This is a genomic window from Bacillus salacetis, from assembly GCF_049177075.1.
GTDB lineage: Bacteria > Bacillota > Bacilli > Bacillales > Bacillaceae_B > Rossellomorea > Rossellomorea salacetis_A.
In genome coordinates this window covers 905,670-930,482 of sequence record NZ_CP185377.1, presented here as the reverse complement: position 1 = coordinate 930,482, position 24,813 = coordinate 905,670, and the positions used below count along the sequence as shown (strand labels likewise).

Here is a 24,813-nt window from a genome sequence, read left to right as displayed (position 1 = left end):
CCCTCAGTCCTCAATGAATTTTATTGGCGATTTTTCTACCTTCAGTGTTTCTCTATCCAATCTATATAACTCGGAGTGTGAATCGTTGTTTCCAGGAATTTTATCATTATAAACAAAATAGACTTCCTTGCCCGAATTGGAAAAGACCGGATCAGCGGAATATGATTCCAGGAAAGTAATCCTCTTCGTTTGATTATTTTTCAGATTCAAGCTGAACAATTCATATTTAAAGGTCCCTTTTGAGTCAGGATTGGCGATGCCTTTGAAGACCATTTCATTCTTCTCCGGGGAATAGCTCATCTCAAACACATCTCTCATGCCAACATCAATTTTTTTCACTGATAAATCGGAAAGAGACATTTCATATATACTCTGGGTCGCTTCGAAGGGGTCGCGGCTTACAGAGTAGTACATGTTGAAAAAGAGCCTTTTGTTCTTTTCGTCATAGATAAGAGAAGAAATATTAAAAGCATTTTTTTCAGTCAGACGTTCACTTTTCTCAGTGTTCAAATCATAAGAATAAAGATCATAGTAATGAAAAGGATTCCCTTCCTTGTCTATATGCTGCAATTCTCCTTTTACATAGTAGATTTTCCCTTCGGCTGCAGCTGATTCCGGCACCGGTGCCATTTCCGTCAAAATTTTTTCTATTTCAAGGGTGTCAATATCGATGGAGTATAGTGATGATTTGTCTGGAGAGTTTGATAGATAGATAACTTTTCCGGCTTCTGAATTAATCTCAAGATCCACAACTTGCTCATTTTTCTTTGTGCTCAATAGCGTAACGGTCTTCCCTGTCTTTTCATCTGCAAGATTAAGAGTCTGTATACCTCTTTCATTCTTCACATAAGCGAAGGTCTCTTCGTCTGCTGCCAGCGTTCCGTTCTGATAAGCGCCTCCTTCTTCCCCCTCTGCCAAATAAATATTGCTGAAAATCAGGAGTGAGACCAAAGCACCTGTGCTGAAAACGAGAATAGCTATTACAAATTTCTTTTTCCCCACACAATCCCTCCTTTACAAGATCAGGTTATATATCTGAATACAACAAGAAGCACTGCAAGAAAATCAGCAGATAGGAATCCAATGGATATTAAAGGGCGCCTCCGGTAAAACTTCATTTGTCCCCAGTAGGAAAATGACCAGAGTAAAACCAATCCAAATGGCATAAGCAGCATCGGATCCATTCCCCCGAAAATAAGAGTGCCCAATCCAAACATAAAAGAATAGGGGATGATGACAATTCCCAAAAGAATATTGATGGTATGAAAGATGACCCTCTTCTTTCTGGAGGCGCTATCCAAGGATGCTGTTTTTCCGCTTCTAAGTAATGTCATAAACAATGAAACAACAATTAGTACAGCAATGATTCCTGCTAAGATTTCCAGCGGACTTTTATACCAATTATCGGTTGTATCTATTATCAAGAGTCCCCAGAAGATTAATGGAAAATAGGAGAAAAACATTACGGTCATCATAATTCTCCGGCCAGCTGCAATAGAGGGATATAAACCAGCAACAGTCATAAACAAACCTAGCGAAAACAACACCACCAACCATACTGGGTGTGGTTCACTAATTTCAATCACACCATGTAAAAAGACACTTACAGCAAAAACGATACTGGCAATTCCCAGTCCAAATAAGACATCTTTCCGATAAGGAGAGATCGTTTCCTGAAGCTGGTCGCCCACTTCAACATCTCCGCCAAAGTCCGCAATTGCCTTTTGTTCAGCTTCGTCTGGCGAAAAGCCTTGTTCGATATACTCCTCCTTAGCTAAGAGAAGGTGATCCTTCATTTCATCGACAAGCTCCTGTCTTTCCTCAGGAGAGCCTTCGACATGCTGCAATACCCTTTTGATATGTTTGTCAATGGTCATCATTCTGCTCCTCCCAATGTCTTATCAATCAAGCGGTGGACAGCCTGCCAATCTTTCAGCTTAGCGGATAACTCTGCTACTCCCCTCTCAGTAATGCGGTAATACTTCCTCCTGCTGCCTTTATCCGTTTCATTCCAATAAGAAGTCACCCACTCATTTTTCTCCAGCCTCTTTAAAGCAGGATACAAGGTGCCTTCACTCATATTGTAGAGGTCGCCACTGGATTCTTTCAGCTTTTTTACCATTTCATATCCATACATATCCTTCTTAGATATCAAGGATAAAAGCAAGATATCAATACTTCCCTTCATCAATTCCTTATTCAAATTCCCACTCCCTTTATTTTCCTTTATTACATTGTAATACGACTTACATCGTATTACAAGGGTAACTTCATTTAAAAACCCGATCCTCCTTTGGACCGGGTCTCTTAAATTATTCAGTCAAACTCATAAACTCTTCGACATCATTGATGCAGAGGGCGATTCCTTTTTCCCAGAATGCCTCTTTTGTAATATCTTCGCCAAGATGTTTCATTGCAAGCTCCTCAACACTCATCACAGCTGTGTCCCTAAGAAGTGCCATGTACTTCTCTTCATAGTTCTCATCTGCTTCCAATGCTTTTGCATAGATGCTGAGTGAGAACAGATATCCGAAGGTGTACGGGAAGTTATAGAACGGTACACCGGAAATATAGAAATGAAGCTTTGATGCCCAGAAGTGAGGATGTGCCTCATCAAGTGCACCTGCATATGCTTCTTTTTGAGCCTCTGTCATAAGCTCATTCAGCCTCTCAGCTGATACCAATCCGTTTTTACGCTCTTCATAGAAGCGTGTTTCAAACAGGAAGCGCGCATGGATGTTCATGAAGAACGCCACACTTCTCTGCAATTTATCTTCCACCAATGCGATTTTTTCTTCCTTTGTCTGCGCTTCTTTGACTGCTGCATCCGCTACGATCATTTCCGCAAAAGTAGAAGCCGTTTCCGCTACGTTCATGGCATAGTTCCTGTTCAGGGTATGCATAGGTCTTAGAGCATAGGAATGGAATGCATGGCCGAGCTCGTGTGCTAAAGTTGCCACATTGGACATGCTACCTGAATACGTCATGAAAATGCGTGACTGCTCGCTTAATGGGAATGAAGTACAGAATCCACCAGGCCTTTTGCCGGCGCGGTCTTCTGCTTCAATCCATCTGTCTTCAAACGCTTTTTGAGCGAACTCAGCCATTTCTGTCCCGAAACGGGCAAAGTGTTTCAGGATGAATTCCGCTCCTTCGTTGTAGGACATAGTGGAATTGGACTCTGCCACAGGAGCGTCCATGTTGTACCAGTCCATTTTCTCCTTGCCGAGCATTTTTGCTTTTCGGTCTAAATACTTTACAAAAGGAGCTTTATTCTTTGAAATCGCTCCCCACATGGCTTCAAGGGTTTCTTTTTTCATTCTGTTATATTCAAGCGGTTCTTTCAGAACTTCATCCCACCCGCGTTTTTTATAAACATTTAAACGGAAGCCGGCAAGGTGGTTCAGGGTTTTCGCAAATAATTCTTCTTTCTCTGTCCACGCTTTTTCAAGGCTGTCGAAGATTTCTTTCCGTACAGTTTCATCCTGATGGGAACTCAGATTGTTCGCCTGTCCAATTGATAGCATCTCACCGTTATAAGGAATCTCCATGCTGCCGACAATTGTATCGTACATCTGGCCCCACCCGTGGTACCCATCTATAGAGAGTGCCTGGATAAGCGCCTCTTCCTCGCTTGATAATTTATCCTTGGCTTTTTCACGCCATTCATTCAAGACAAATGTCAGTTCTGAAAGAGGAGCTGTTTGAAGAAGTTCGTCCCATACATTCTGCGGGGTTTCCGACAACTTTTGCTGGAAACTGTTGAAGGATACTTGAAAGTCTGCACTTGCCGTCGTCAATTCCCCGCGAAGTGTATTGGCTTTCCTATCCTTCATATCCTGTGCTTCCAAACAGCCAATGAAGGCACCGGCCTGACGCAGATACAGCATGATCTCTTTTGCATCTTCAATCAGATTGGATACCTGACTGCTGTCATCTTTTGATTGCGGTGCTTGGAATGCTTTCTCTTTCTCTGCAAACTCCGCTTTCTTCTTTTCCAGTGTCTCCAAGTGCTCCCTTAGTTGAGGCGAACTGCTGCCGCCTTCAAAAAACACATCCAAATCCCAAACATCAGAGTAAGTCATTGTGAAATTCTCCCCTTCTAAATATGTAATCTTTTTATGTATATGTACAGTTTACCATTTTCCGACTTTTCTTGCTTTTATTTTTTGTGTGGATGGATTCAGAAGAGCTGCCACCCCTTCTTAACATCGCCGGCATATTTAGTAAACGAATGAAGAAAATAGGAATACGGAGGTGTCCTTATGAAAGAAGTTAACGGCAAAAAAATCACTGCATCCGGGACTGACATTGAGGAGGTAAAAAGGCTCAATGCCCAGTCAGGCCTTTCTTACAATCAAGTGAAGCAGCTTCTGGCTGAAAAGATGCAGAAGAAAAATTAACAGGGCCATGAAGAAAAGCCCCCTCAATAGCCTTTTGAGGGGGCTGCTTTTTCTATTCGTTCTTTGTTTCCTTCTGATTCTGCTTCACTGGTTTTTCACGCTGCTCCACAAGTTTTTCCTGAATCTTGTTAAATTCCTTGCAGGGCTGGGTCAGACTGACAACGATGTCTCCCGCCTCTGCCTTGGCCGAGCCGTCAGGAGTAAAGAATTCCAATTTCCCTGAAGGTTTCATGACAAAAAGAAGGATGGTATGTTCTTCTCTTTCATGCAGATATTCTTCAAAGGAATATTTCTCGGTTATATTGGTCTTCCTGATAATGTCCCCGCGCTCAACCCGCTTATTCAATTCATCCCAGGTTGCATCCTCCTGGAACAAGATCCTGCCTCCGAGCGTGTGGACAAGATCCTCGATATCATCACTTCTTTTTCCCTTTAAGGTTAACTGGAACAAGTTGGTTCTCCCGATGGATGGCACAAAGGTCGTACAAACCAATGCATTGTAGGAATCAATTTCAGTGGTCGCAAGCAGGTATTCATAAGGGGTTAAATCCATATGATACTCTGTTTGTTCCGATAGAATTTCTCCTTTGTAAAAAGGGACTCCGGCTTTTCGTACAGAGAACAGCCTCTTCCAGGAGGAATCAGCAATCATTACCGGTGTCTTTAGTTCTTTAAAGGTTTTTGCAAGTTCCGTAGAGAAACTGCTTCCGCCTATAATAAGCACCCCCGGCCTGTCATTGATGGCCAGGTCAAGCTTCTTAGCAAGCCAGCCAATTGAAAACCCATGGACAGCAACCGTCCCGAAGACCAGAGCAAATGTAACCGAAGTCAGTATCGCCGCATCTTCAAACCCAGTATCGAGAAGGATGGAAGCAAAATATCCTGAAACAGTCAATGCTACAATCCCTCTAGGAGCGATCCAGCCGACAAGTGTTTTTTCCTGCCAAGAAAGATCCGTTCCCCAAGTGGATATGAAGATAGATAACGGACGCACAACGAAGAGCATTAACAGGACAAAACCGATGATCTTCCAATTAAAAATTTCAATTAACGTATCAAGTGAAAGGGAAGCCGTCAGCATAACAAAAATGGTGGAAATCAACAGCACCGATATATTCTCTTTAAAATGACGCATATCATCGATTGATGAAATATGCATGTTCGCCAAGGTCATCCCCATTGCCGTAACGGCCAAAAGCCCGGTTTCATGGGTGATTTCATCTGAGATAGTAAAGCAGGCCAGGACCACTACGAACATTACAGGTGACTTTAGGAATTCAGGAACATGCCCCTTTTCAAACACCCAGCCGATTCCCCGGCCGCAAAGCCAGCCGAATACTACCGCAAACAAGGAAGCCAGAAAGAACATCAGCAGAGTGTTGTGTGCGCCTTCTTCCGATGTCAGGAACAAGATGATCTCAAAGGCAAAAACCGCTAACAGCGCACCAAATGGGTCTACAATGATCCCTTCCCATTTTAAAATGGCTGCTGGACGCGGCTTCAGTTTCGCCTGCCTGAGAAGCGGCAGTATGACAGTCGGTCCCGTAACGATGAACAATCCTCCGATAACAAAGGAAACAGCCCATGAAAGGCCAGCTACATAATGAGCCCCCAAGGAACCGAGGATCCAGGCAAGAAAAGCTCCTATTGTGACGATCCGAAAGACAGGCTTCCCAAGGCCTTTCACCTCACGGAAATCAAGATTGAGGCTTCCTTCGAATAAAATGATGGCCACCGCCATTGAGATGATTGGTTTAAATAGATCACCAAATTCTTCTTGCGGATTTATAATTCCAAAAAACGGACCCGCCAAGAGCCCGACGATGGACATAACGACAATGGCCGGAAGCCTGAAACGCCATGCTGCCCACTGAGACAGGACCCCGAGCAGTCCTATCAGCATCAAGTTGAATAATATTGAATGAATCATTGAGTCTCTCCTTTAAAAAAGGATTCAAATTGTTAATCTATTCTATCCTTCTGTGTATTGCATGTAAATTCATGTGTTTCACCAATGTTTTCTTACGCCTTCACATAGCTCATATTCTGACCGTGCTTTTAAACCAAAAGGTCAAACCAAGGCGGCTGCAAACTGTGTTGTAATGGAGCAATGTCAGCAATACCGCTCCTGTGTTCATCCCGATCAGTACTCCGGCCATACCGAACTGGGGCAGCGAACCAAGAAAATAGATAATCGCAAACGAAACAACTGTCGCCCATATAGTATGATACAAAGCGTCCTTTATCAGTCCAAATCCAATCATGAAAGCCTGAAGCGGCATCACAAAGAAATGGAAGAAGAAGTAGGGCCAGAGCAGTTTCAAGTAATAAGCTGCTGAGGTGGAATGGAAGAATAAATTCGTCAGTTCCTCTCCCCAGAAATAAAAAACCAAAACAGCCGGCGCCCCGTATCCCAATGTAATCCAGACAACCTGTCTGAGTATTGAATGTATACCTTTAATATCATTCTTTGAAACCTTTTCTGACACAATCGGAATTAAAGCCACCAACAGCGAGTGGGCGATAAAAGCCGGGAAGAACCCAATCGTTAATGCAACTCCGGCCATCACTCCGAAATGTTCTGTTGCCGATATCTCCGTCATTCCTGAATGGATAAGTGCTGCTTTAATTAAAAAAGGCTGGATTGCATGCGACACAGCATGAAAGATCCTCAACACTGTCGTTGGGAACGAAACAGACAATAATGCCCTGCCCACTTCCCTCTTATCTGCAGTCTTTGAAGATGTATGTTTGATTTTCCTCACAGTTAACACATAAGCTTGTATGAAATAAAGAAAGACAACCACTTCACTGCCGATGAAGGTACACAGGGCAACAATGATGGCAATATTGGTTTCAAACGAGAACAGCTGATAGACCACAACCAGAAGCATCAGCTGGACGATTTTCCTCAGAAAATTGGCTGAAGCAATTTTCCCCATTTGGTGAACTCCCATGAAATAACCTCTGGCCACGGAAGAAAAGGAGATGATCGGAATCAGCAGAAGGGTCAGCCAGCGTACGCCCGGATGGTACTCTGCCAGAAAAGGAAACAATGAATAAAGCAATGTGGCCGCCAGAAGGAAAACACAGGTGAAAATAATCGTTAGTCTCCATACCTGTGAAAGGATATTTCGATGATACACAACATCTTTTTCCGCGATGAACTTCGAAAGCGAAACCGGAAGTTCCAGACTGGCAATGATGGCAATCAAAAAGATGGACGGCAGAATCGACATATACATTCCCATCCCATGCTCCCCCAGCTCCCTGGCCAGGATCATATTGATGACAAATTCCAGACACTCTCCGAAAAACGCTGTGATTATTAAAAAGGATATTCCACGTATGAATAACTTCATTAATTCAACCTCCGAAATAAGTACATGCCCTATCATATGACGGAGGTTTGCGGTTTAGGATTTTTTAACATCAAAGAGTTGTTATTTGCATTATGAACTTTCTTACGATCAGTCCGTTCCTTTCAACACTTTATGATCGCTCTCTAAATGCCTTTTCTACCTGGATTCCTCTTCTTCCCGCACTCAAGAGCGCTCCTACACGACTTTTCTTCCTGGCTTTCCCTTCTTTCGGGACTCTCGAGCCCTTCTAGACGACTTTCCCAACTGCCTTCCCCTTCCTTCGGGACTCTAGAACCCTCCTAGACGACTTTTCCAACCACCTCCTTCTTCCTTCGGGACTCTAGAACACTTCTAGACGCCCTTTCTAAGGAAGGTGAGGCTTTAACAGCAATTAACGTTTATGTAAAAAAATGAACAACAAAAAAACTGAGATAATTTGATCTCAGTTTTCTCATCCTTCTCTAAGGCTTGCTATCCCCTCTTTGCAAACCCCATATTCAAGCCAGGAACATCCGGCACAAATTTGATCCAGATCATCCGGCTCCACCTTTTCAGCTGTAAGTGCTACAAGATAGGATTTTTTATAAACCCCTCCTGCCTTCAAGCCAAGGTGGTCGATAGTCCTTCTATCCAGGCCCATGACTTTATCATTCGATTTCACATTGCCGCTGCATAAGGTTTCCCCTTTATGCGGGCAAGCCGAGCAGGCCTCATCGAAACCCGCGACTACTCTTATGTCGAAGTCCTTCTCCCCATCTCTGATATCTGTAACAATCTCGTTCATCTTCTCAACAAAGGACTCACTGTAACCCATCCCTTTGAACCCATGGACACACAGGAGATGGTGTCCCCTCATTATTTTCCTCACACGTATGCCTCCCATTAGATTCTCTTATAATACTTATTCTATAGGACCGCGGAGGAATCCTGTAGATTCATAGGTTATTAAAATGCAAACATTCTTATATCAAAAAAGACCGGAAGCAGTTCCCGGTCTCATAGGCTCTCTATTGAACATCTGCATAGTTTTTGGATACATATCCTTCTTCAATTTGGTACATTCCATTGGATTCTCCAACCAACTGGGCAGTTTCACCTTGATAGAAAATGCCAGCTCTGCTGGACGCTTCAAAATTCGGTTCTGAATGAATCCATACATTTCCGGTGGATACCACTGTTGAATTCGAGCTGTCTCCACTGCCAGGAATAGTGATGGTATCTCCCACCTGCAAGCTGGTTGGACTTAAGGATGGGTTGGCATCCATTAATTCTTGTGTTGTTACATTATCATATTTCGATGCAATTTCCCAAAATGTATCTCCGGGTTGAATTACATAGGTTCCGCTTTCTGTCGTGCCTTCATCTGGAGTAGAAGGCTGTGTTGAACCGCTTCCTGGAAGCTGAATTGTATCCCCTACTTGAAGATAACGGGGATTGATTTCAGGGTTCAGCGACTTCAACTTTTCTAAGGTGATATTATGTTCCCTCGCGATTTCCCAAAGGGTATCGCCAGGCTGAACGACATACGTTCCAGTTGATCCTGAATCAGAGTCCCGATTCTTTAAGTATTCTTCCAATGTGATATTCTGGCTCATGATTTGCTCTGCATGGCTTTCCCCAACATAGCGAAGATGCCAGGGTTCATATTGATAGCCTGTGATGGATTGTTTTCCTTCCGGGTAACGAACAATGAATCCATAATCATCCGCATGTTCTTCCACCCATTCACCTGCTGCCGTATCACCGAATTCCTGGATCAGCTGATAGTCAACAGAAGGGGATGTCACGTCCATGACCAGGCCTGTCTGGTGTTCACTTTCTCCAGGCTTGGCGCTGATTTGGTTAGCATAATCTTCACCATATTGATTAACGTAATATTGATGCACGTCCTGCTGATATTCATATGACCGGTAACCAGAGGAAGCATAGAGGTTGATTCCTTCACTGTCTGCTTCAGCAAACAGCTCCTCTAAAGCATCAGCTGCGTGGCTTTTCATTTTTTCCTGATCACTTACAAAAGGTACATTTGGCACGACTAAATTACTGGGAATATAACCCGAAGATAATGAATGCTCTTTGTTTACCAGCACTATATCGTCTTTGTTGGCTGCAGCCTGTGTATCGGCCGGCGATAAGGATACCGAAGCGAGGAGTGCCGAGGAAGCCATTACTGTAAATAATTTCTTCAATCTGGATTCTCCTTTCTTTTTCTGTCCCTTATTCCTTCCATAACACATTAAACTTCTATTAAACATTTAACTCGGCAAAATTAATTTACTATTCTACCAATTTCATATAACATTTATCTATATAAAACACTGAAGGCGGGGATACATATGGGGTACAGCATTAACGAAGAGTATGCGATTGAACAGGATAAAAAAGATGAATTATCTCGTTTCAAAGATGAATTTTATATAAAAGATAACTGGTACTACATGGATGGCAATTCACTTGGACTGCTTTCCAAAAAGGCGGAAAGGTCACTTTTGACTTCACTGGAAGATTGGAAGCAATTTGGAATAGACGGCTGGATGGACGGTAAGGAACCCTGGTTCTATTACTCTGAGAAACTGGGTAAAATGACTTCTCCCCTTATCGGAAGTAACGAGAAGGAGACGATTGTAACAGGGTCCATTACCACGAACCTGCACCAGATGCTCTCTACTTTTTATCAGCCTGAAGGAAAAAGGACCAAAATACTCGCGGATGAATTGACCTTTCCTTCAGATATTTATGCTGTAAAGAGTCAGCTTGAATTAAAGGGATACGATCCTGGCAATGACCTTGTCCAAGTGAAAAGCAGGGACGGACTCACACTCCGGGAAGAAGATATCATCGATGCCATGACAAATGACATCGCACTCATCCTGCTTCCATCTGTCCTTTATCGTTCTGGTCAGCTTCTGGATATGAAACTTCTGACGGAAGAGGCTCATAAAAGAGGGATTGTCATCGGATTTGATTTGGCCCATTCCATCGGAGCCATTCCTCACCAGCTTCATGAGTGGAATGTTGATTTTGCTGTCTGGTGCAATTATAAGTATCTAAACAGCGGTCCGGGGGGAGTCGGCGGCCTATTCGTACATGAAAATCATCTGGGAAGAAAGCCTGGCCTGGCAGGCTGGTTCGGCTCAAAGAAAGAAAAGCAGTTTGATATGGAACATACGCTGACACATTCGGATACAGCCGGAGCCTTCCAGATTGGGACTCCGCATATTTTCAGCCTTGCCCCGCTTCTTGGATCACTTGAAATTTTTGAAGAGGCAGGCATAGAAAATGTCCGGACAAAATCCTTGAGGCTTACCGCTTACCTAATGAATCTTATAGAGGACAGCCTGTCAGAATACGGCTTCACCATTTCCAATCCACAAGAGGATTACAGGCGCGGGGGACATGTCTGCTTGCAGCATGAAGAAGCTGCACGAATTTGTAAGGCCTTGAAACAAAATGGTGTCATTCCTGATTTCAGGGCTCCCAATGTCATAAGGCTTGCTCCGGTGGCCCTTTATACTTCTTATCAGGACGTATGGAAAACCGTCCGAATCTTAAAGGACATCATGGAAGAGGAGCAATACAAACAATTTGAAAAAGGCAGAAATGTAGTAGCATAGGGGGGTACTGGATGAAAATCATCGATATATCACAAAAACTTAACAGCAGCACACCTGTCTGGCCAGGCGATACGCCATTCACCTTTTCATTAAATTGGGCGAAAGAAGATACTGGTTCAGTCAATGTTGGAAATATAAAATTCAGCGCCCACACAGGAACGCATATTGATGCCCCATTTCATTTTGAAAGTGATGGAAAGAAAGTGGCTGATCTCCCTCTGGAAAGTTTTTTCGGAAACGCATTGGTAGTCGAAATCTCCGGAAAAGAATCCATTGGTGCCGAGGATCTGGAATACTTGGATCTGCAGAAGGTAACCAAACTTTTGCTGCGCACAAACAGTTGGGAAGATAAAAGTGCTTTTCCTTCTGAAATCACTTTTCTTCGAGAAGATATCGGCCCCTTCCTGAAAAAGAATGGCATTAGTCTTGTCGGGGTGGATGTTCCATCTGTCGATCCTCTTGACAGCAAAGAACTGCCTGCCCACCATTCATTACAGAAAAATGGCATCGGGATTCTTGAAGGTATTGTGCTTGATGGAGTCGAGCCAAAAACCTATGAACTGGCAGCATTCCCTCTACCTTTGGAAGAAGCTGACGGCTGTCCGGTCAGAGCGGTTCTTATTGAGCGATGAGAAATGAATTTTATGTATTTCATCTCTCAAGTTCCTTTACTTCAAGATGAGATATTGGGTATAATTATAACTATAAGAATAAAAGGTGACATGAGAGTTCCGGCTGCCACCAGATCTCTCATGCAAGCATACACTGCAGGAAACAGCAGCCTATAGTTAGATACTGAAGTAACTTCCCCAGGTAGTGAGCCGGCGGGTGGTTACTTCTTTTTTTGTGTGACCGCGATAATCGCTACTGTCAGGGTTCCGAACGCAATCATAATTTGAAGAGCGTCAGCTGTTTCTATCATTAAATTGCCTCACCTCCCCTCCAAAAAGGGAGCAGCCGCTGCCAGTCCGCATGTATACTCTAGCACTATTTTAACACAAACAAGAACATGTGTTCTATTTTTTATTTCTTTTTTAGAAAAAATGGTCCGATTCTACCGAGTTCTTCTGAAGGTCTATATGGTTTGTCAATTTCATAAGTTAACTGTATAAGAGCTTTCATAAGGAGGAGAAACCTATGGGCATATTGGTTGTAATCGGATTGGCTTTTGTTCTGCTCTTTATCGGCGGTTTTTTCGTTTATTTCCTGAAAAGTTCCTTAAACACTTCGGATAGTTCAAGGATTGACCCTGTTCCTGAAGATGGATCGTCATCGGAAGATAAGAGTTCATAGAATAATGGCAGCATCCCGCTAAGACGCTGTCATTTTTTCTTACTTAACTTACCTACAAAATTGGAATATGTGGTTTCCATTACAGGCTGCGCGACTCCGCGTGGCGGGCGTTGAGCCTCCTCGGCTGCGCCTGCGGGGTCTCACCTGTCCCGCTAGTCCCGCAGGAGATCACGCAGCCTTCCATTCCAACCACCCCCGTAAGAACAATAGATAGCAGCAAATCACATAAAAAACGGCAGCATCCTAATATAAGGAGACTGCCGTTTTATGGCTTTCTAAAGTATACGACTCCGTGAATCAGGGAGCTATAAACGTTGAATCCAATCAACAACTTTGTGTAACCACAACAGGATTAAAATTTCCTTCATAAATGAACAGCAGAAAAAGACAACCCTAAAAAATTAAATTTAACGGGTGGATCCGGTTTATCCGCTCACGAGTTTCTCGCCTTTTATCATCCTCTTCTCGCAAATTGGACAGGCTTTTCTTTTTATATTCTGGTCTGCTTCTGTTTTGATTCTGGACCAGGCTATACAGTTGTCACTGCTGCAAATCCAGGCTGAAACTTTTATTTTTGGAGATTCTTTTTTTGTTATTTTGTCCTTTTTTAAGGGTTTCTCACGAAAGGCATCTGTCAGAAAGCTGGAGATTTCACGCTTTTCTCCCTGGTAAAAGGCCGGAGAGCTGATGAAGAGTTTGCTTTTCGCTCTTGTGATTGCGACATACATCAGCCTCCTCTCTTCTTCAATAGCCAGGACCTCTTTACTTCGTGTGTGCTGATATACCTTATCTTCAAGTTTGTCCGCATTAAGAGCTGAGGAATGCGGCAGATTCCCCTCACTTGCCCCAATTACGAAAACCACTGGAAATTCAAGGCCTTTTGCGCGATGGATCGTCATTAAAGAAATCGCATCTGTATTCGATTTCTTGTCTTGATTCTGCATTTTCTCATGTTTCTCAGTCATACTGTCAATAAATGAAATAAAGGCGGAAATGGATTGGAAACGGGAAGCAGATGCCTCAAGTTCTGATAAAGTTTCTTTAATCGCTTCCTTGTGTTCTGTAACGGATACCCTTTCGTTTGTATCCATGAATTGGTCATAGAATTCTCTTCTCATTTGCTTTATGGCTGTTGCAGGAGGCTCAGCAGCAAGGCCTTTAATCAATTTAATCCTTTGTTTTACTTTCTCCTTCTGGAACTCCTGAAGATGATTCATCTTAGTCAGATGAATCAAAGGATATTTCTTTCTCGCTGTTTCTTCATTACCCAGGATGAACTTCAGCCCCGCTTCCCTATTGATGTAAAGCGAAGCGAGAATCCCTTCTATTGCTGTAAAGTTCCTTGGGACCAAAGAAAGTCTCAAATGATCAACTAAAGGTTTGACCATCCATTGATCATAGAAATGCTGATCACCCGGATTAAATGAAAAGAAAGGGACTTCCTCTATAACGAGTTTCTCGAAAATGGCTCTGCTGCTGCTCGCTGTCCGGTGGAGTATCGCTATATCGTTGAATGTCAGGTCTCCTTCTGAAGTCAGCTCTTTAATTTTACTGGTGATCCATTCTGCTTCCTCATCCGTATTTGATGGACGGCAGTACTGGGGGTTCACCTGCTCCTCTTTTACTGCCTGAAGGTTCTTTTGCCGTCTATACCGGTTGCAGCTTATGACTTGATTTCCCAGCCCTACAATATAGCTGTTTGAACGGTAATTGATATCCAATGTGATGACACGGGCATCCGGAAATTCCTTATCGAAATCAAGGATGAACGAATGATCGGCACCATTGAAAGAATAGATGGTCTGGTCATCATCACCAACGACAAACAAATTCCTCGATTGTGCGGCAATCATTTTAATCAGCTGGTATTGAAGCCAGTTTGTATCCTGAAATTCATCGACCATGATGAATTGAAACCTCTTTTGGAGAGCATCCAGCAGCATTTGGTCTTCGTTAAGAAGTTCATAGGCCTTGACTAAAATATCATCAAAGTCCATTTTCTGGTTGCTTGCCTTCCATTCTTCAAATTTCATCAAGATCTTTTTAACTTCTTTTTCTCCTGGAGTTTTTTCAGGCAGCTGCCCGACTGGTTCCATTTTCATCTTCAGGTAGGAGAGTTTAGAAAGCAGTGTTTCTGGCTGATAGGGCTCCTGTATGCCCATTTTTCTTTGAAGCTGCTTTAATATGATGTGCTTGAAGCGTTCATTCCCAAGTATCTCCTGCGTGATTCCCCTGCTTCTTAATATAAAGAGGAAAAAGGAGTGAAAAGTCCCTGCTTGTATCCGGTTGGCTTCCTGTTTATTAATACCCGGAAGCATGGCCACTCTTTGCTTCATTTCCATTGCCGCTTTTTTTGAAAAGGTCAGCAGCAGTATCTTTTCAGGAGAAACGTTCTTGACCTGAATTAAATATCCTGTCCGGGAAACAAGCACAGACGTTTTTCCTGAACCTGCCCCTGCTAATGTCAAACATGGGCCCTCAATATGCCTGACAGCTTTCCATTGAGCCTCATTTAGCCGGATACCGTTTTGTTCAAGAAGCCTGAAGTAGAAACCATCTTCGCCTTGCAGCTCTTGATTTGGTTGATTTTCACTATGATAAACTTCTGCATTTGGCATGACTTGAGAAGAAATGCCGAATGGCCTGTTGGAAAAGTAATTCATTATTGTCACCCAGATCTGTTTTTGATTCAGTTCAACAAAAAAGAGTGTAAAGATAAATTAATTCTTTACACCCTTAGTGAATTTATTATTTTTGGTGGAAAAAGTCAATGAAAGCCTGATAGATTTCGATAGCTTGATAAGATAAAAGTGTTAATGCTGTAAACGAAAACACTCCCATCATTAGAAAGCGAATCCACATATCTTTCCCCCCTTTGAATATCAAATTTTTGATTGATTATTCAAAAGGGATTGATCCACATAATTCGATTGATGAAAAACCGGTGTCAACATGATCAGTCTCCGGTTCAGGGCGGCATTCAGGTTGCTTGCAACTGCCAGGCCAAGTATCAGGAATACAATGAGAATAAGAGTTTCATAATAGACGGTTTTACTTTTACCAGAATCAAAATGGTCTCCATACTGAACATAATCGGAGTGATGATCCGATATTGTACTTTCCTGTACGGCAGTTACTGAAAAGTGACCGTATCCAATACTGTTTGTGAGGATCGCGAATATAATAAAGCCGGTTAATAAAAGAAATCTATTCACCATTCACCCTCCTCAAAAAAAGTATTAGTATCATTATATTCCACATAACACAAATAAGCACTAACTAATTTGTACCTATTTTCATTACAAATATTGATACTAGTACCAATCCATCGATTTATCAAGAAAGTTGTTTAGTCAAATTGAGTTGGTAGTTGTTTCTGCCCTGCTGTTTAACCATATACATTGCCATATCAGCTGCCTGCAGAAGGTCATTCGTATTCCTGCTGTCTTCCGGAAAGAAAGATGCACCAAGGCTGAAGGTGATTTGGACTTCTTCTCCAAAGATATTGTAGCCTTTCTTATTAACGGCGAAGAAATTCTGGATTATACCCTCGACTTCCTCTTTTGACTGCGTGCCTTCCAAGATGACGACAAATTCATCACCCGACTGCCTGGCAATGAAGGCATCCGAAGGGAATTCCTGTTTGATCCTCTTGGTGAATTCAATCAGCAGTTCATCCCCGTATGAGTGCCCCAGACTGTCATTGATATCCTTGAACTTATCAATATCAATGAATATAAGGGCAAATTCCACTCTGTCATCTTCAAGAGATTTCTCAAATAATGTCTTCAGCCTGTCTTCCAAAGCCCTTCTGTTCCAAATATCTGTAAGCTGGTCATGAAGAGCCATATACTTTAGGCGGGAAGAGGATTTCACAAGCTCGAAATTCTTCGCCCTCAATTCCTCTGTACGCTTATTGACCTGATTCTCAAGATTTTTGGCAAGGTTCTGATAGGATTTCGTTATCTCTGTCAATTGGGAACCAGTCATAAGCTGCCTCGTATACACAAGAAATACAATTGATAGGAGGCCTGCACCGGCTACCTGGTCAAGGCTTGTACTAAAAATGAAAAAAAGAATGAGGATGCTTCCGATATTTACAATGCTTCTGGCAGCAGGATAGGCCCCCGCCTCATAGTTGAATTTGTTTTCTCCTTTCCGGAAGGATGACTTCTTCCTAAGTAATTCAACAGAGCCCAGCCCTTGAAGAATAAGAGCTGCACTCCATAATACCTCCAAGAGACTATTAGGTTCAAAATGGCCATAGTACAAAGCCAGGACATAGGAACTGTCTCCTGTAAACAATAATGCAACGGATAATATAAACAGGAGCATTGCCCTCCTGGGAAGGAAGTACTTTTTAACAAACATCGTCGCAGACAAAGAAAATAACAAGAGCAGCTCCAGTGCGGGATAAATGAAAGAAGTTACACCCATTCCGTATGCGACCCCAGCCTCTTCATACAATGGATGAATCCAGTACACCCATAAAATGGCCGAGATGGTAAAATAGATAATCAAAATATCTATGGCAAAGTATATGACCTGATAGCGATTCTTCACAGCAAAAGTCAACAAAGAAAAGGCTGCTATTACAATCAGCAAATTAATTATGTATAGAATATCGCTAACAAGGGGGACAGTTGTAAAGCTGTCTTTTACCTTTTCTTCATAAAACCAAGCAACCTCGGCACCGGCGTATGCGGCAGTACCCCATAGCAGCAATCTGATGAATGTCCGCTGCAGCCCCTCTGATTTTCTTAAAGCATAGAATTGAAGAATAAAAGTAAGCCCGAGCGCTGAGGCAGCGAATGCACTTACCCCTAAAGCCTGGAGATCCCCTTCGTTAAAGAAGATCCATCCAAAGAACAGCAGAGAAAAACCAGTCAACCCAAGCAGTGAATTCTTCAAATAAATAGTCTCCTTCATGTCATCGCCCTATTCCATCATTTCAGTTTATATTTGATTCATCTGGTATGTTCCTGGAATGATTTTTTTATAGCAAAACAATCGCTCGCATCCCTTTACCCGGTTAAAGTATATACAAAACTTTTTTCGAAACTTTATACCTAGTCCATAAGCCCTTTGTATTTACCTATACTCTTATAGCTGGCGGCTCAGGGCCCAGATATAGGCAGTCTGTTTCCGTGAATAACATTGATGAACCGCCCTTCCTGATCCCTTTAGTCCCGGCCACAGCGTCTGTTCCTGAATAAAGTGGTCGGAATCATACAGTTCCCATGGCTCATGGGCAATATCCCCTCTATACACACGGTCATCCTTCACTGTCCATAAACAGTATCTTTCAGTAAGCCACTCCGTCAGAGAACCCTTTTGTGAATCGATACGCCCGCCTGGTGTATAGTCTATTTTCAATCTTTCTTCATTCGTCCCTTTATGGATCCTTTTCGTCCTGTAATGGACTGTTCCCTGATCAATACCCATTTTCATATCAGCATGGAAATATGGCAGGTGGAAAAAACAGCGAGCACCTGTTACTGCAGGGGCATGGGCAGCATCAAGACTGAAAAAGTAAACACCGGGTTCTCCATTAAAAGTGACGTATGTACGTACGTTGCATTCAAGGAAGGACCGGGCAAAAGGAATTTCAGGCAGTCCGTGCACCCGCATATGTGTAATCGAGAATGGAATGATCCCTATCCACGCTTTCCCATCAAAGGTATCCAATTCGAGCTGCTGAGGGATTTTTTCTTTGAGTTCGTCAGCTGGCACCTGCCAATGAAGAAACAGCAGGTGTTCCCATGTCTGTTTCATCAGCCATCCGCCTTTTTTATTACCCATCCAGCTTTCTCCTTTCATAACAGCCTTCTATTTTAATTTACACATAACGGTGATTGCTCAAACGGAAGGAGTTATTAGAGGAGAAATACCGGGTTATAGAGAGAGTCAGCACGCTCAGCAGGGTGATTAGCGGAGGATCACCCGATTAAAGAGAGAGTCCGCCTGCACAGTACGGTGATTAGAGGGGAATCACCCGATTATAGAGAGAGTCAGCACACTCAGTACGGTGATTAGCGGGGAATCACCCGATTATAGAAGGAATCAACACGCTCAGTACGGTGATTAGCGAGGAATCACCCGATTATAGAGAGAGTCAGCACGCTCAGTACGGTGATTAGCGAGGAATCACCCGATTATAGAGAGAGTCAGCACGCTCAGTACGGTGATTAGAGGGGAATCACCCGATTATAGAGAGAGTCAGCACGCTCAGTACGGTGATTATCCAAACGAAGCAGCCCATTGCGACGTTTGCATACATCCACCAACCGGGAATAGTGAAGACAACTATTTACGGAGGAGTGGACGGCTTGAAACTCATAAAATGGAGCTATTCCAGGAGGTTCAATATCAAAGCGAGCTTTGACAGCTTTCCACACTCGACTGTTCTGTTCAGAAGGATCAAGGATTACTATTTTGTCTACAATGTCTATTGGTCCACTCAAGACCCTATCGTTGTACGGGAAGACCTCGTCGAGATGGAACTCCTCCTCAACAGGGAGCTTGGTTCTGAAAAAGAATACCTCAACCGGGGCAGCCGCTGACAAAATGCCTTGTCTTTTATGCCAGGCAATCCATTTATATTCAATTAAATTTTTCCATGTACTATTCATCTGCATTTAACACCTTTATAATATTAGGAGATTGGTAAAAACAATAGAAAAGGTGCAATTTACATGAGTATATTAACTGTGAAAAATTTAAGCCATGGCTTTGGCGACAGAGCCATTTTCAATGATGTATCCTTCCGATTGCTTAAAGGGGAACATATCGGGCTCATCGGGGCAAACGGAGAAGGAAAATCTACCTTCATGAATATCATCACCCGCAAACTTGAGCCCGATGAAGGAAAAGTCGAATGGGCAAAGCGCGTACGTGTCGGATACCTGGATCAGCATACTTCCCTTGAGAAGGGAATGACGATCAGGGATGTCCTGAAAACTGCCTTTCAATATTTATTCGATATGGAAACAGAAATGAATGAGCTATTCGCTAAAATGGGAGAGGCTTCTCCCGAAGAACTTGAAAAACTTCTGGAAGAGACAGGGACACTTCAAGATGCGCTTACGAATAACGATTTTTACGTAATAGATGCAAAAGTCGAAGAAATCGCGAGAGGACTCGGCCTTGATGAAATCGGCCTTGAACGGGAAGTACAGGACTTGAGCGGAGGACAAAGAACGAAAGTCCTTCTGGCAAAACTGCTTCTGGAAAAACCTGATATCTTACTGCTTGATGAGCCGACCAACTACCTGGATGAACAGCATATTGTCTGGTTGAAAAGATATCTTCAGGAATACGAGAATGCATTCATATTGATTTCTCATGACATCCCGTTCCTAAACAGTGTCATCAATTTAATTTATCACATGGAGAACCAGGAACTTAACCGTTATGCGGGAGATTACGATGATTTCCAGAAGGTTTATGAAATGAAGCGCCAGCAGCTGGAGTCAGCTTATAAAAAGCAGCAGCAGGAGATTTCAGAGCTGAAAGACTTCGTTGCCAGAAACAAAGCCAGGGTATCCACACGGAATATGGCAATGTCCCGCCAAAAGAAACTTGATAAAATGGAGATCATCGAGCTTGCCGGAGAGAAACCGAAACCGGAGTTTCACTTCAAGGCAGCCAGGACTTCCAGCAAATTGATTTTTGAAACAAAGGATCTTGTCATTGGATATGATGAGCCGTTATCAAAACCGCTTAACCTTCGTATGGAGCGCGGACAGAAAATCGCTTTATATGGAGCAAATGGAATCGGAAAAACAACCTTGCTCCGAAGCATTCTCGGTGAAATAAAACCAGTATCCGGAGAGGTTGAACTCGGGGAGCATCTTCATATCGGGTACTTCGAGCAAGAAATCAAAAATGCCAATTATAATACCTGCATAGAGGAAGTCTGGAGCGAATTCCCTTCTTACACTCAGTATGAAGTAAGGGCGGCCCTTGCCAAATGCGGCCTGATGACCAAACATATCGAAAGCAAGGTTGAGGTATTGAGCGGCGGCGAAAAGGCAAAAGTCAGGCTTTGCAAACTGATCAACAAAGAAACGAACCTGCTGGTCTTTGACGAGCCGACCAACCACTTGGATGTCGAGGCGAAAGCCGAACTTAAGAGAGCCCTGCAGGAATACAAAGGCAGTGTCCTTCTTATCTCTCATGAACCTGAATTTTATCAGGATATTGCAACAGATCTTTGGAACTGTGAATCCTGGACGACGAAAGTTTTCTAATCCACCCAGTCATACAAAGAGAGGCAGGCTCATAAAGGAGCTGCCTCTTTTTTGGCTTGATGAGTATAGCAGATACCAATAATAGTTATCTTTCCTATGGGACCGGGTAAATAACTAACACACAAGGAGGGAATATCCATGAATCATAAGCTTTTAGTTCCTGCCTACCTTCTGGCAGCAAATCTCATGCTCGCGGGCTGCAGCAGCGAGGGAAATAAAGTTTCTGAGAATGAGGAATTAAACCAGGATTCATCTTCACAGGTAAGTAGCCCGGATAACGATCAGACGACCGATACCGGCGAAAAGTCCCCGACAGCTGAGGAACAAGCAGAAAGTCCAGATTCTCAAGCAAATGCAGAAGATGATTCAAGCAGTTCAACAGATCATTCAGTACTAGAAAGCAGCGATACAACAGATGAGCTGCCTGAAGGAATTCAATTGACACACTATAACAGTCCGGAAGAGGCTGCTCAAGCCATTGAAGACTACCGGCAGTTACAGCAGACTAATACAAATCTCGGGCATGATATCCATGGATTTGTTGAAGGAGCTGCAGGACATCAGTATATTTCCTGGAATGAAGGACGCTGGCTCATCCAGATTGATTTCCCTTCAGATTCCCAATATGCTCTTGAGCCATACGAAGATGGAATTAAGCTTTCGAAAGATATAGTCGAATATTTGGAAACCCATTACCTTCCGGCCCCCGAGGAAAGAGGGCTAATTAAAATCCGATCGTTCAAAGACTCCCCTCAAACACTTATACAGTGGCAAAAAGAAAAAAGCATATATAAAATCCAAGCTGAAAACGGAAAGCCGTTTGAAGCGATTCAAAAAGCAGTTGATTTTGGCAAGTCAAAAAGAAACGAGGCCTGATTTACTGTCTCGAATACCAAACCTAAACATCATAAAAACAGGCGGAGAACCCATAAGGTTTTCCGCCCAATGATTAATCCTGTTGATTTAAAGAGAATAAGTATAATGGAATTCCGTGTGTTTCTTGAAACCGAACTTCTCGTAAAGCTTCTGTGCATTAAAGTTATCATGGCTGGTTTCAAGTGTGAGTCCCTTGGCGTTCGTTTCTTCTGCAAGGTTTTTGGCCTGATTGAGCAGCCCCTCGCCGACGCCTCTTCTCCTTGCCTTTTCTGCGACAAATAAGTCATTCAGAAGCCAATGTCTTTTTAGGGAAACAGATGAGAAAATCGGATACAGCTGAGTGAAACCTAACGGCTCCAGGCCTTCTTCCCCTTCATCCACAGCCAGAAAAATCACCGACTCGTCATTCTCCATGCGTTCTTTTAAATACTCCCGGCAGCTCTCCAAATCACTTTTCTGATCATAAAAAACCCTATACTGGTTGAATACATCTGTAACCAAATCTAACTGATTGATTTCCGCTCTCACAATTTTCATTTTTGGCACCCCCTAAAGCGATTAGTTCAATTTTATTGTTACTCGGCCGGCGTTATTCACAAACCCGTGAGGAAAAACAGTACTATTCAAATAGAATCGAGTTTATAGTAACATTGTTCATAGGTGTTTTCCATAATTTTCTTACAATACAAAGGAGAAATCTAATTTGAATCAACAGACAGCAGATATCATCATTAAAAGTGATTCGATTTTTACAGCGAACAGCCCATATCCAATGAAAGGTGCCATTGCCATTAAAGACGACAGGATATTGGCCATTGGTACAGAGGAGGAAATGGAACAATACAACGCTCCGCAAGCCAAAGAAATCACAGCTTTCGGCAAATTGGTTCTTCCCGGCTTTCATGATTTTCACGTACATTTATGGCTCGGCGCCATGTTTCAGGAGTATCAGGCACTGACCTTCTGCAGCAGCGAGGATGAGGCGGCTGAAAGGATAGCAGTATTTGCAGAAGAGAACCCGGACGACCCCTGGGTGCTGGGGTTTGGATGGCATCACGTCAGATGGCCCGGCCAAATGCTGCCGACACGTCATTCACTTGACCGCCGCATTCCGGACCGCCCTGTGTTTCTACTCAACGAAGAGGCCCATAGTGCTTGGCTTAATACGAAGGCATTGGAACTCCTTGGGATAGATGAACATACACCTGAACCACCTTTTGGAAAAATCGAGAAGGACGAAAATGGCAAGCCCACTGGGTTCCTGTATGAAACAGCTGTAGGGCTTGCTCTTAACGCGTTCGATCTTCCCCCTTATAAAAAGAGCACACTGATGAATTCTTTTTTACAAAAAGCAGGGGAATACGGAATTACATCGGTTGGTGATATGCTTCCTTTACCTGGTTTCACATTGGGAGACCTTGAAGAATATCAAAAATATGATGAAGAAGGAAGGCTGTCGGTTCGCATTCATTTCCTTGCCCCGCTTGATGGAGAACTTGAGGATTTATCCTATTATAAAAAATTCAAATCAGATAAGCTTCAATTTTCCGGCCTGAAACAGTTCATTGATGGCGTTCCGCTCACCTATACCGGCTATCTTTTAAAACCTTATTCCGACCGCCCTTCCACTACCGGAGGCACCATTTACTCCAGGGAAACGTATTTCAAGTGGATTACAGAAGCAGATGAACAAGGGTACAGAATCAGGCTGCACGCATGCGGGGATGCGGCGGTAAGGCTAGGGCTGGATGCTTTTGAACACGCCGAGGCAGTCAACGGAAAAAGAGATTCCCGGCACACGATCGAACATATTGAGGTCATACATCCTGATGATATCCCCAGATTTTCAGCCTTGGGGGTCCTTCCCTCCATGCAGCCTGAGCACCTGGCTTCGAGCTCCATGGAATCCCATGAATATCTCGAACGTCTGGGACCTGAAAGAATCGAATATACATGGCCTATTGGCGAGTTAGAAAAACACGGGGCACAACTTGTTTTTGGCAGTGACTACCCCATCGTCGATTTGAATCCGATGCTGGGAATCTACCGGGCCGTCACAAGAAAACATGAAGACGGCACACCTGCCGGGGGGTGGAATCCACAGCACAAAATCAGCCTAGCACAAGCGCTGATTCATTACACGAAGTCACCTGCTTACGGTAACTTCCGTGAAGCTGACCTGGGGACATTAGAGGCCGGCAAAAAAGCAGACATCACCATCCTCGACCGTGATCTCTTTGCCTGTGACCCGGAAGAAATCAAAGAGAGTAAAGTCTCCATGACGATAATGGACGGCAGGATTGTTTTCAATCGTGAAAAAGGAGATAACGGACAATGAAAAATGAACATCCCTCGGTAAAGGAAATGTGGCAAAAGTATCTATTATCAATTGATGAAAATCCACGTAACACAATGAAATCATATGACAGCTGGTATTTTTGTGATAATGAGCCGGATGCCAATGAATTGGCGGAGTTGGTGTTACAAGGTAAAAAAAGGGGAACAGCTTCTCTTTACCAGCTTTTTGGTCTACAAAACGAAGATGTGCCGCAGGAAGGCTGGCTCAGCATTATCACAAATTGGGCTGGGGAAGCTCAGTGTATCATTGAAACCATAAAAGTGGATATTGTACCGTTTAAAGAGGTAACACCTGAGTTCGCAGCGATTGAAGGAGAAGGAGACAAGTCTCTCCAATATTGGAGAGATGCCCATTGGCGGTTCTTCAGCAGGGAATTGGCCGAGAGGGAATTAACACCTTCAGAAGATATGCTTGTGGTTTGTGAACAATTCAGGGTCGTTCATCATTAATATCTGCTTTGCAATAGAAAGCTCAAGCTAATGCTAACGGGTTCTGTTTTCGAGTGAAAACCATTAAAAATCACATAACAAAAGGAGTGCCAAATCGCATCGATTATGTCACTCCTTTTTTATAAACAAACCGGCAATGATTAGATTGGAACGGAAGGTGCGTGACCTCCTGCGGGATTAGCGTGACAGGTGAGACCCCGCAATC

Annotated in this window: 23 protein-coding genes; 9 read left to right on the top strand and 14 right to left on the bottom strand. The window is 43.2% G+C overall.

The features are described 5' to 3' along the window. Positions 1-3: 3 nt before the first annotated feature. The 4 genes from ACOJQI_RS04650 to ACOJQI_RS04635 all read right to left on the bottom strand — a co-directional run bounded on the left by ACOJQI_RS04650 (position 4) and on the right by ACOJQI_RS04635 (position 4,085). Positions 4-1,002: a TolB family protein gene (locus ACOJQI_RS04650; RefSeq protein WP_421383874.1), complete on the bottom strand. Its 999-nt coding sequence runs from the start codon at positions 1,000-1,002 to the stop codon at positions 4-6. Positions 1,003-1,022: 20 nt separating this feature from the next. Next, positions 1,023-1,880, bottom strand: a complete 858-nt coding sequence (locus ACOJQI_RS04645) for a permease prefix domain 1-containing protein (protein WP_421383873.1) — start codon at positions 1,878-1,880, stop codon at positions 1,023-1,025. Further along, positions 1,877-2,203 (bottom strand): PadR family transcriptional regulator, encoded by a 327-nt coding sequence (locus tag ACOJQI_RS04640; protein WP_421383872.1) that lies wholly within the window; start codon positions 2,201-2,203, stop codon positions 1,877-1,879. Before ACOJQI_RS04640 ends, ACOJQI_RS04645 begins: the two co-directional genes overlap by 4 nt. A gap of 109 nt (positions 2,204-2,312) precedes the next feature. After that, complete coding sequence (locus ACOJQI_RS04635) at positions 2,313-4,085, bottom strand: M3 family oligoendopeptidase (protein ID WP_421383871.1); 1,773 nt, start codon at positions 4,083-4,085, stop codon at positions 2,313-2,315. 180 nt (positions 4,086-4,265) lie between these two features. Between ACOJQI_RS04635 and ACOJQI_RS04630 the strand changes: the two genes are divergently transcribed. Beyond that, a complete protein-coding gene (locus ACOJQI_RS04630; protein WP_421383870.1) occupies positions 4,266-4,403 on the top strand; it encodes a hypothetical protein in 138 nt (45 codons plus the stop codon). Between the two features lie 52 nt (positions 4,404-4,455). On the opposite strand, the gene ACOJQI_RS04625 is transcribed toward ACOJQI_RS04630, so the two are convergent. From ACOJQI_RS04625 to ACOJQI_RS04610, 4 genes are all read right to left on the bottom strand, one after another. Next, positions 4,456-6,333 carry a cation:proton antiporter gene (locus ACOJQI_RS04625; protein WP_421383869.1) on the bottom strand — a complete coding sequence of 626 codons (1,878 nt, stop codon included), beginning with the start codon at positions 6,331-6,333 and terminating at the stop codon, positions 4,456-4,458. A 109-nt stretch (positions 6,334-6,442) separates the two neighbouring features. Beyond that, positions 6,443-7,765, bottom strand: coding sequence for an oligosaccharide flippase family protein (locus ACOJQI_RS04620; RefSeq protein WP_421383868.1), 1,323 nt, complete (start codon positions 7,763-7,765; stop codon positions 6,443-6,445). A 451-nt stretch (positions 7,766-8,216) separates the two neighbouring features. Continuing rightward, positions 8,217-8,579: a DUF1284 domain-containing protein gene (locus ACOJQI_RS04615; protein WP_421385391.1), complete on the bottom strand. Its 363-nt coding sequence runs from the start codon at positions 8,577-8,579 to the stop codon at positions 8,217-8,219. 193 nt (positions 8,580-8,772) lie between these two features. After that, complete coding sequence (locus ACOJQI_RS04610) at positions 8,773-9,954, bottom strand: D-alanyl-D-alanine carboxypeptidase family protein (RefSeq protein ID WP_421383867.1); 1,182 nt, start codon at positions 9,952-9,954, stop codon at positions 8,773-8,775. Positions 9,955-10,101: 147 nt separating this feature from the next. Between ACOJQI_RS04610 and kynU the strand changes: the two genes are divergently transcribed. Both kynU and kynB read left to right on the top strand, forming a co-directional pair. Continuing rightward, positions 10,102-11,379: a kynureninase gene (kynU, locus tag ACOJQI_RS04605; RefSeq protein WP_421383866.1), complete on the top strand. Its 1,278-nt coding sequence runs from the start codon at positions 10,102-10,104 to the stop codon at positions 11,377-11,379. An 11-nt stretch (positions 11,380-11,390) separates the two neighbouring features. Continuing rightward, a complete protein-coding gene (gene kynB / locus ACOJQI_RS04600) occupies positions 11,391-12,011 on the top strand; it encodes an arylformamidase (protein ID WP_421383865.1) in 621 nt (206 codons plus the stop codon). A 200-nt stretch (positions 12,012-12,211) separates the two neighbouring features. Here the strand turns inward: kynB and ACOJQI_RS04595 are convergent, their stop codons facing one another. Continuing rightward, the gene (locus ACOJQI_RS04595) at positions 12,212-12,301 is read right to left on the bottom strand and encodes a putative holin-like toxin (RefSeq protein WP_240628577.1); all 90 of its coding nucleotides are present in this window, start codon (positions 12,299-12,301) and stop codon (positions 12,212-12,214) included. A gap of 215 nt (positions 12,302-12,516) precedes the next feature. On the opposite strand from ACOJQI_RS04595, the gene ACOJQI_RS04590 reads away from it, so the two are divergent. Beyond that, the gene (locus ACOJQI_RS04590; RefSeq protein ID WP_421383864.1) at positions 12,517-12,672 is read left to right on the top strand and encodes a hypothetical protein; all 156 of its coding nucleotides are present in this window, start codon (positions 12,517-12,519) and stop codon (positions 12,670-12,672) included. Between the two features lie 425 nt (positions 12,673-13,097). Here the strand turns inward: ACOJQI_RS04590 and ACOJQI_RS04585 are convergent, their stop codons facing one another. From ACOJQI_RS04585 to ACOJQI_RS04570, 4 genes are all read right to left on the bottom strand, one after another. Further along, positions 13,098-15,335: a UvrD-helicase domain-containing protein gene (locus ACOJQI_RS04585; RefSeq protein WP_421383863.1), complete on the bottom strand. Its 2,238-nt coding sequence runs from the start codon at positions 15,333-15,335 to the stop codon at positions 13,098-13,100. Between the two features lie 219 nt (positions 15,336-15,554). Then, positions 15,555-15,890: a hypothetical protein gene (locus ACOJQI_RS04580; RefSeq protein ID WP_421383862.1), complete on the bottom strand. Its 336-nt coding sequence runs from the start codon at positions 15,888-15,890 to the stop codon at positions 15,555-15,557. A 118-nt stretch (positions 15,891-16,008) separates the two neighbouring features. Then, on the bottom strand, positions 16,009-17,583 hold the full coding sequence (locus tag ACOJQI_RS04575) for a diguanylate cyclase domain-containing protein (RefSeq protein WP_421383861.1): 1,575 nt from the start codon (positions 17,581-17,583) through the stop codon (positions 16,009-16,011). A 192-nt stretch (positions 17,584-17,775) separates the two neighbouring features. Continuing rightward, positions 17,776-18,474: a YqjF family protein gene (locus tag ACOJQI_RS04570; RefSeq protein WP_421383860.1), complete on the bottom strand. Its 699-nt coding sequence runs from the start codon at positions 18,472-18,474 to the stop codon at positions 17,776-17,778. A 518-nt stretch (positions 18,475-18,992) separates the two neighbouring features. Between ACOJQI_RS04570 and ACOJQI_RS04565 the strand changes: the two genes are divergently transcribed. The 3 genes from ACOJQI_RS04565 to ACOJQI_RS04555 all read left to right on the top strand — a co-directional run bounded on the left by ACOJQI_RS04565 (position 18,993) and on the right by ACOJQI_RS04555 (position 21,800). Then, the gene (locus ACOJQI_RS04565; RefSeq protein WP_421385390.1) at positions 18,993-19,235 is read left to right on the top strand and encodes a hypothetical protein; all 243 of its coding nucleotides are present in this window, start codon (positions 18,993-18,995) and stop codon (positions 19,233-19,235) included. Between the two features lie 132 nt (positions 19,236-19,367). Next, the gene (locus tag ACOJQI_RS04560; RefSeq protein WP_421383859.1) at positions 19,368-20,924 is read left to right on the top strand and encodes an ABC-F family ATP-binding cassette domain-containing protein; all 1,557 of its coding nucleotides are present in this window, start codon (positions 19,368-19,370) and stop codon (positions 20,922-20,924) included. A 138-nt stretch (positions 20,925-21,062) separates the two neighbouring features. Then, positions 21,063-21,800, top strand: coding sequence for a hypothetical protein (locus tag ACOJQI_RS04555; protein WP_421383858.1), 738 nt, complete (start codon positions 21,063-21,065; stop codon positions 21,798-21,800). Positions 21,801-21,887: 87 nt separating this feature from the next. Here ACOJQI_RS04555 and ACOJQI_RS04550 read toward each other — a convergent pair whose 3' ends face one another. Beyond that, positions 21,888-22,337 carry a GNAT family N-acetyltransferase gene (locus tag ACOJQI_RS04550; RefSeq protein ID WP_421383857.1) on the bottom strand — a complete coding sequence of 150 codons (450 nt, stop codon included), beginning with the start codon at positions 22,335-22,337 and terminating at the stop codon, positions 21,888-21,890. A 166-nt stretch (positions 22,338-22,503) separates the two neighbouring features. Here ACOJQI_RS04550 and ACOJQI_RS04545 point away from each other — a divergent pair, with 166 nt between their 5' ends. After that, positions 22,504-24,138, top strand: coding sequence for an amidohydrolase (locus ACOJQI_RS04545; protein ID WP_421383856.1), 1,635 nt, complete (start codon positions 22,504-22,506; stop codon positions 24,136-24,138). Further along, the gene (locus ACOJQI_RS04540) at positions 24,135-24,608 is read left to right on the top strand and encodes an ASCH domain-containing protein (RefSeq protein WP_421383855.1); all 474 of its coding nucleotides are present in this window, start codon (positions 24,135-24,137) and stop codon (positions 24,606-24,608) included. Before ACOJQI_RS04545 ends, ACOJQI_RS04540 begins: the two co-directional genes overlap by 4 nt. Positions 24,609-24,813: the final 205 nt, after the last annotated feature.

Excerpts from the sequence above, each read along its gene's own strand:
- ACOJQI_RS04645 (WP_421383873.1), bottom strand. The coding sequence starts at position 1,880 with ATGATGACCATTGACAAACATATCAAAAGGGTATTGCAGCATGTCGAA.
- ACOJQI_RS04635 (WP_421383871.1), bottom strand. The coding sequence starts at position 4,085 with ATGACTTACTCTGATGTTTGGGATTTGGATGTGTTTTTTGAAGGCGGC.
- ACOJQI_RS04630 (WP_421383870.1), top strand. The coding sequence starts at position 4,266 with ATGAAAGAAGTTAACGGCAAAAAAATCACTGCATCCGGGACTGACATT.
- ACOJQI_RS04625 (WP_421383869.1), bottom strand. The coding sequence starts at position 6,333 with ATGATTCATTCAATATTATTCAACTTGATGCTGATAGGACTGCTCGGG.
- ACOJQI_RS04620 (WP_421383868.1), bottom strand. The coding sequence starts at position 7,765 with ATGAAGTTATTCATACGTGGAATATCCTTTTTAATAATCACAGCGTTT.
- ACOJQI_RS04615 (WP_421385391.1), bottom strand. The coding sequence starts at position 8,579 with ATGGGTTACAGTGAGTCCTTTGTTGAGAAGATGAACGAGATTGTTACA.
- kynU (WP_421383866.1), top strand. The coding sequence starts at position 10,102 with ATGGGGTACAGCATTAACGAAGAGTATGCGATTGAACAGGATAAAAAA.
- kynB (WP_421383865.1), top strand. The coding sequence starts at position 11,391 with ATGAAAATCATCGATATATCACAAAAACTTAACAGCAGCACACCTGTC.
- ACOJQI_RS04595 (WP_240628577.1), bottom strand. The coding sequence starts at position 12,301 with ATGATAGAAACAGCTGACGCTCTTCAAATTATGATTGCGTTCGGAACC.
- ACOJQI_RS04590 (WP_421383864.1), top strand. The coding sequence starts at position 12,517 with ATGGGCATATTGGTTGTAATCGGATTGGCTTTTGTTCTGCTCTTTATC.
- ACOJQI_RS04585 (WP_421383863.1), bottom strand. The coding sequence starts at position 15,335 with ATGAATTACTTTTCCAACAGGCCATTCGGCATTTCTTCTCAAGTCATG.
- ACOJQI_RS04580 (WP_421383862.1), bottom strand. The coding sequence starts at position 15,890 with ATGGTGAATAGATTTCTTTTATTAACCGGCTTTATTATATTCGCGATC.
- ACOJQI_RS04570 (WP_421383860.1), bottom strand. The coding sequence starts at position 18,474 with ATGGGTAATAAAAAAGGCGGATGGCTGATGAAACAGACATGGGAACAC.
- ACOJQI_RS04560 (WP_421383859.1), top strand. The coding sequence starts at position 19,368 with ATGAGTATATTAACTGTGAAAAATTTAAGCCATGGCTTTGGCGACAGA.
- ACOJQI_RS04555 (WP_421383858.1), top strand. The coding sequence starts at position 21,063 with ATGAATCATAAGCTTTTAGTTCCTGCCTACCTTCTGGCAGCAAATCTC.
- ACOJQI_RS04550 (WP_421383857.1), bottom strand. The coding sequence starts at position 22,337 with ATGAAAATTGTGAGAGCGGAAATCAATCAGTTAGATTTGGTTACAGAT.
- ACOJQI_RS04540 (WP_421383855.1), top strand. The coding sequence starts at position 24,135 with ATGAAAAATGAACATCCCTCGGTAAAGGAAATGTGGCAAAAGTATCTA.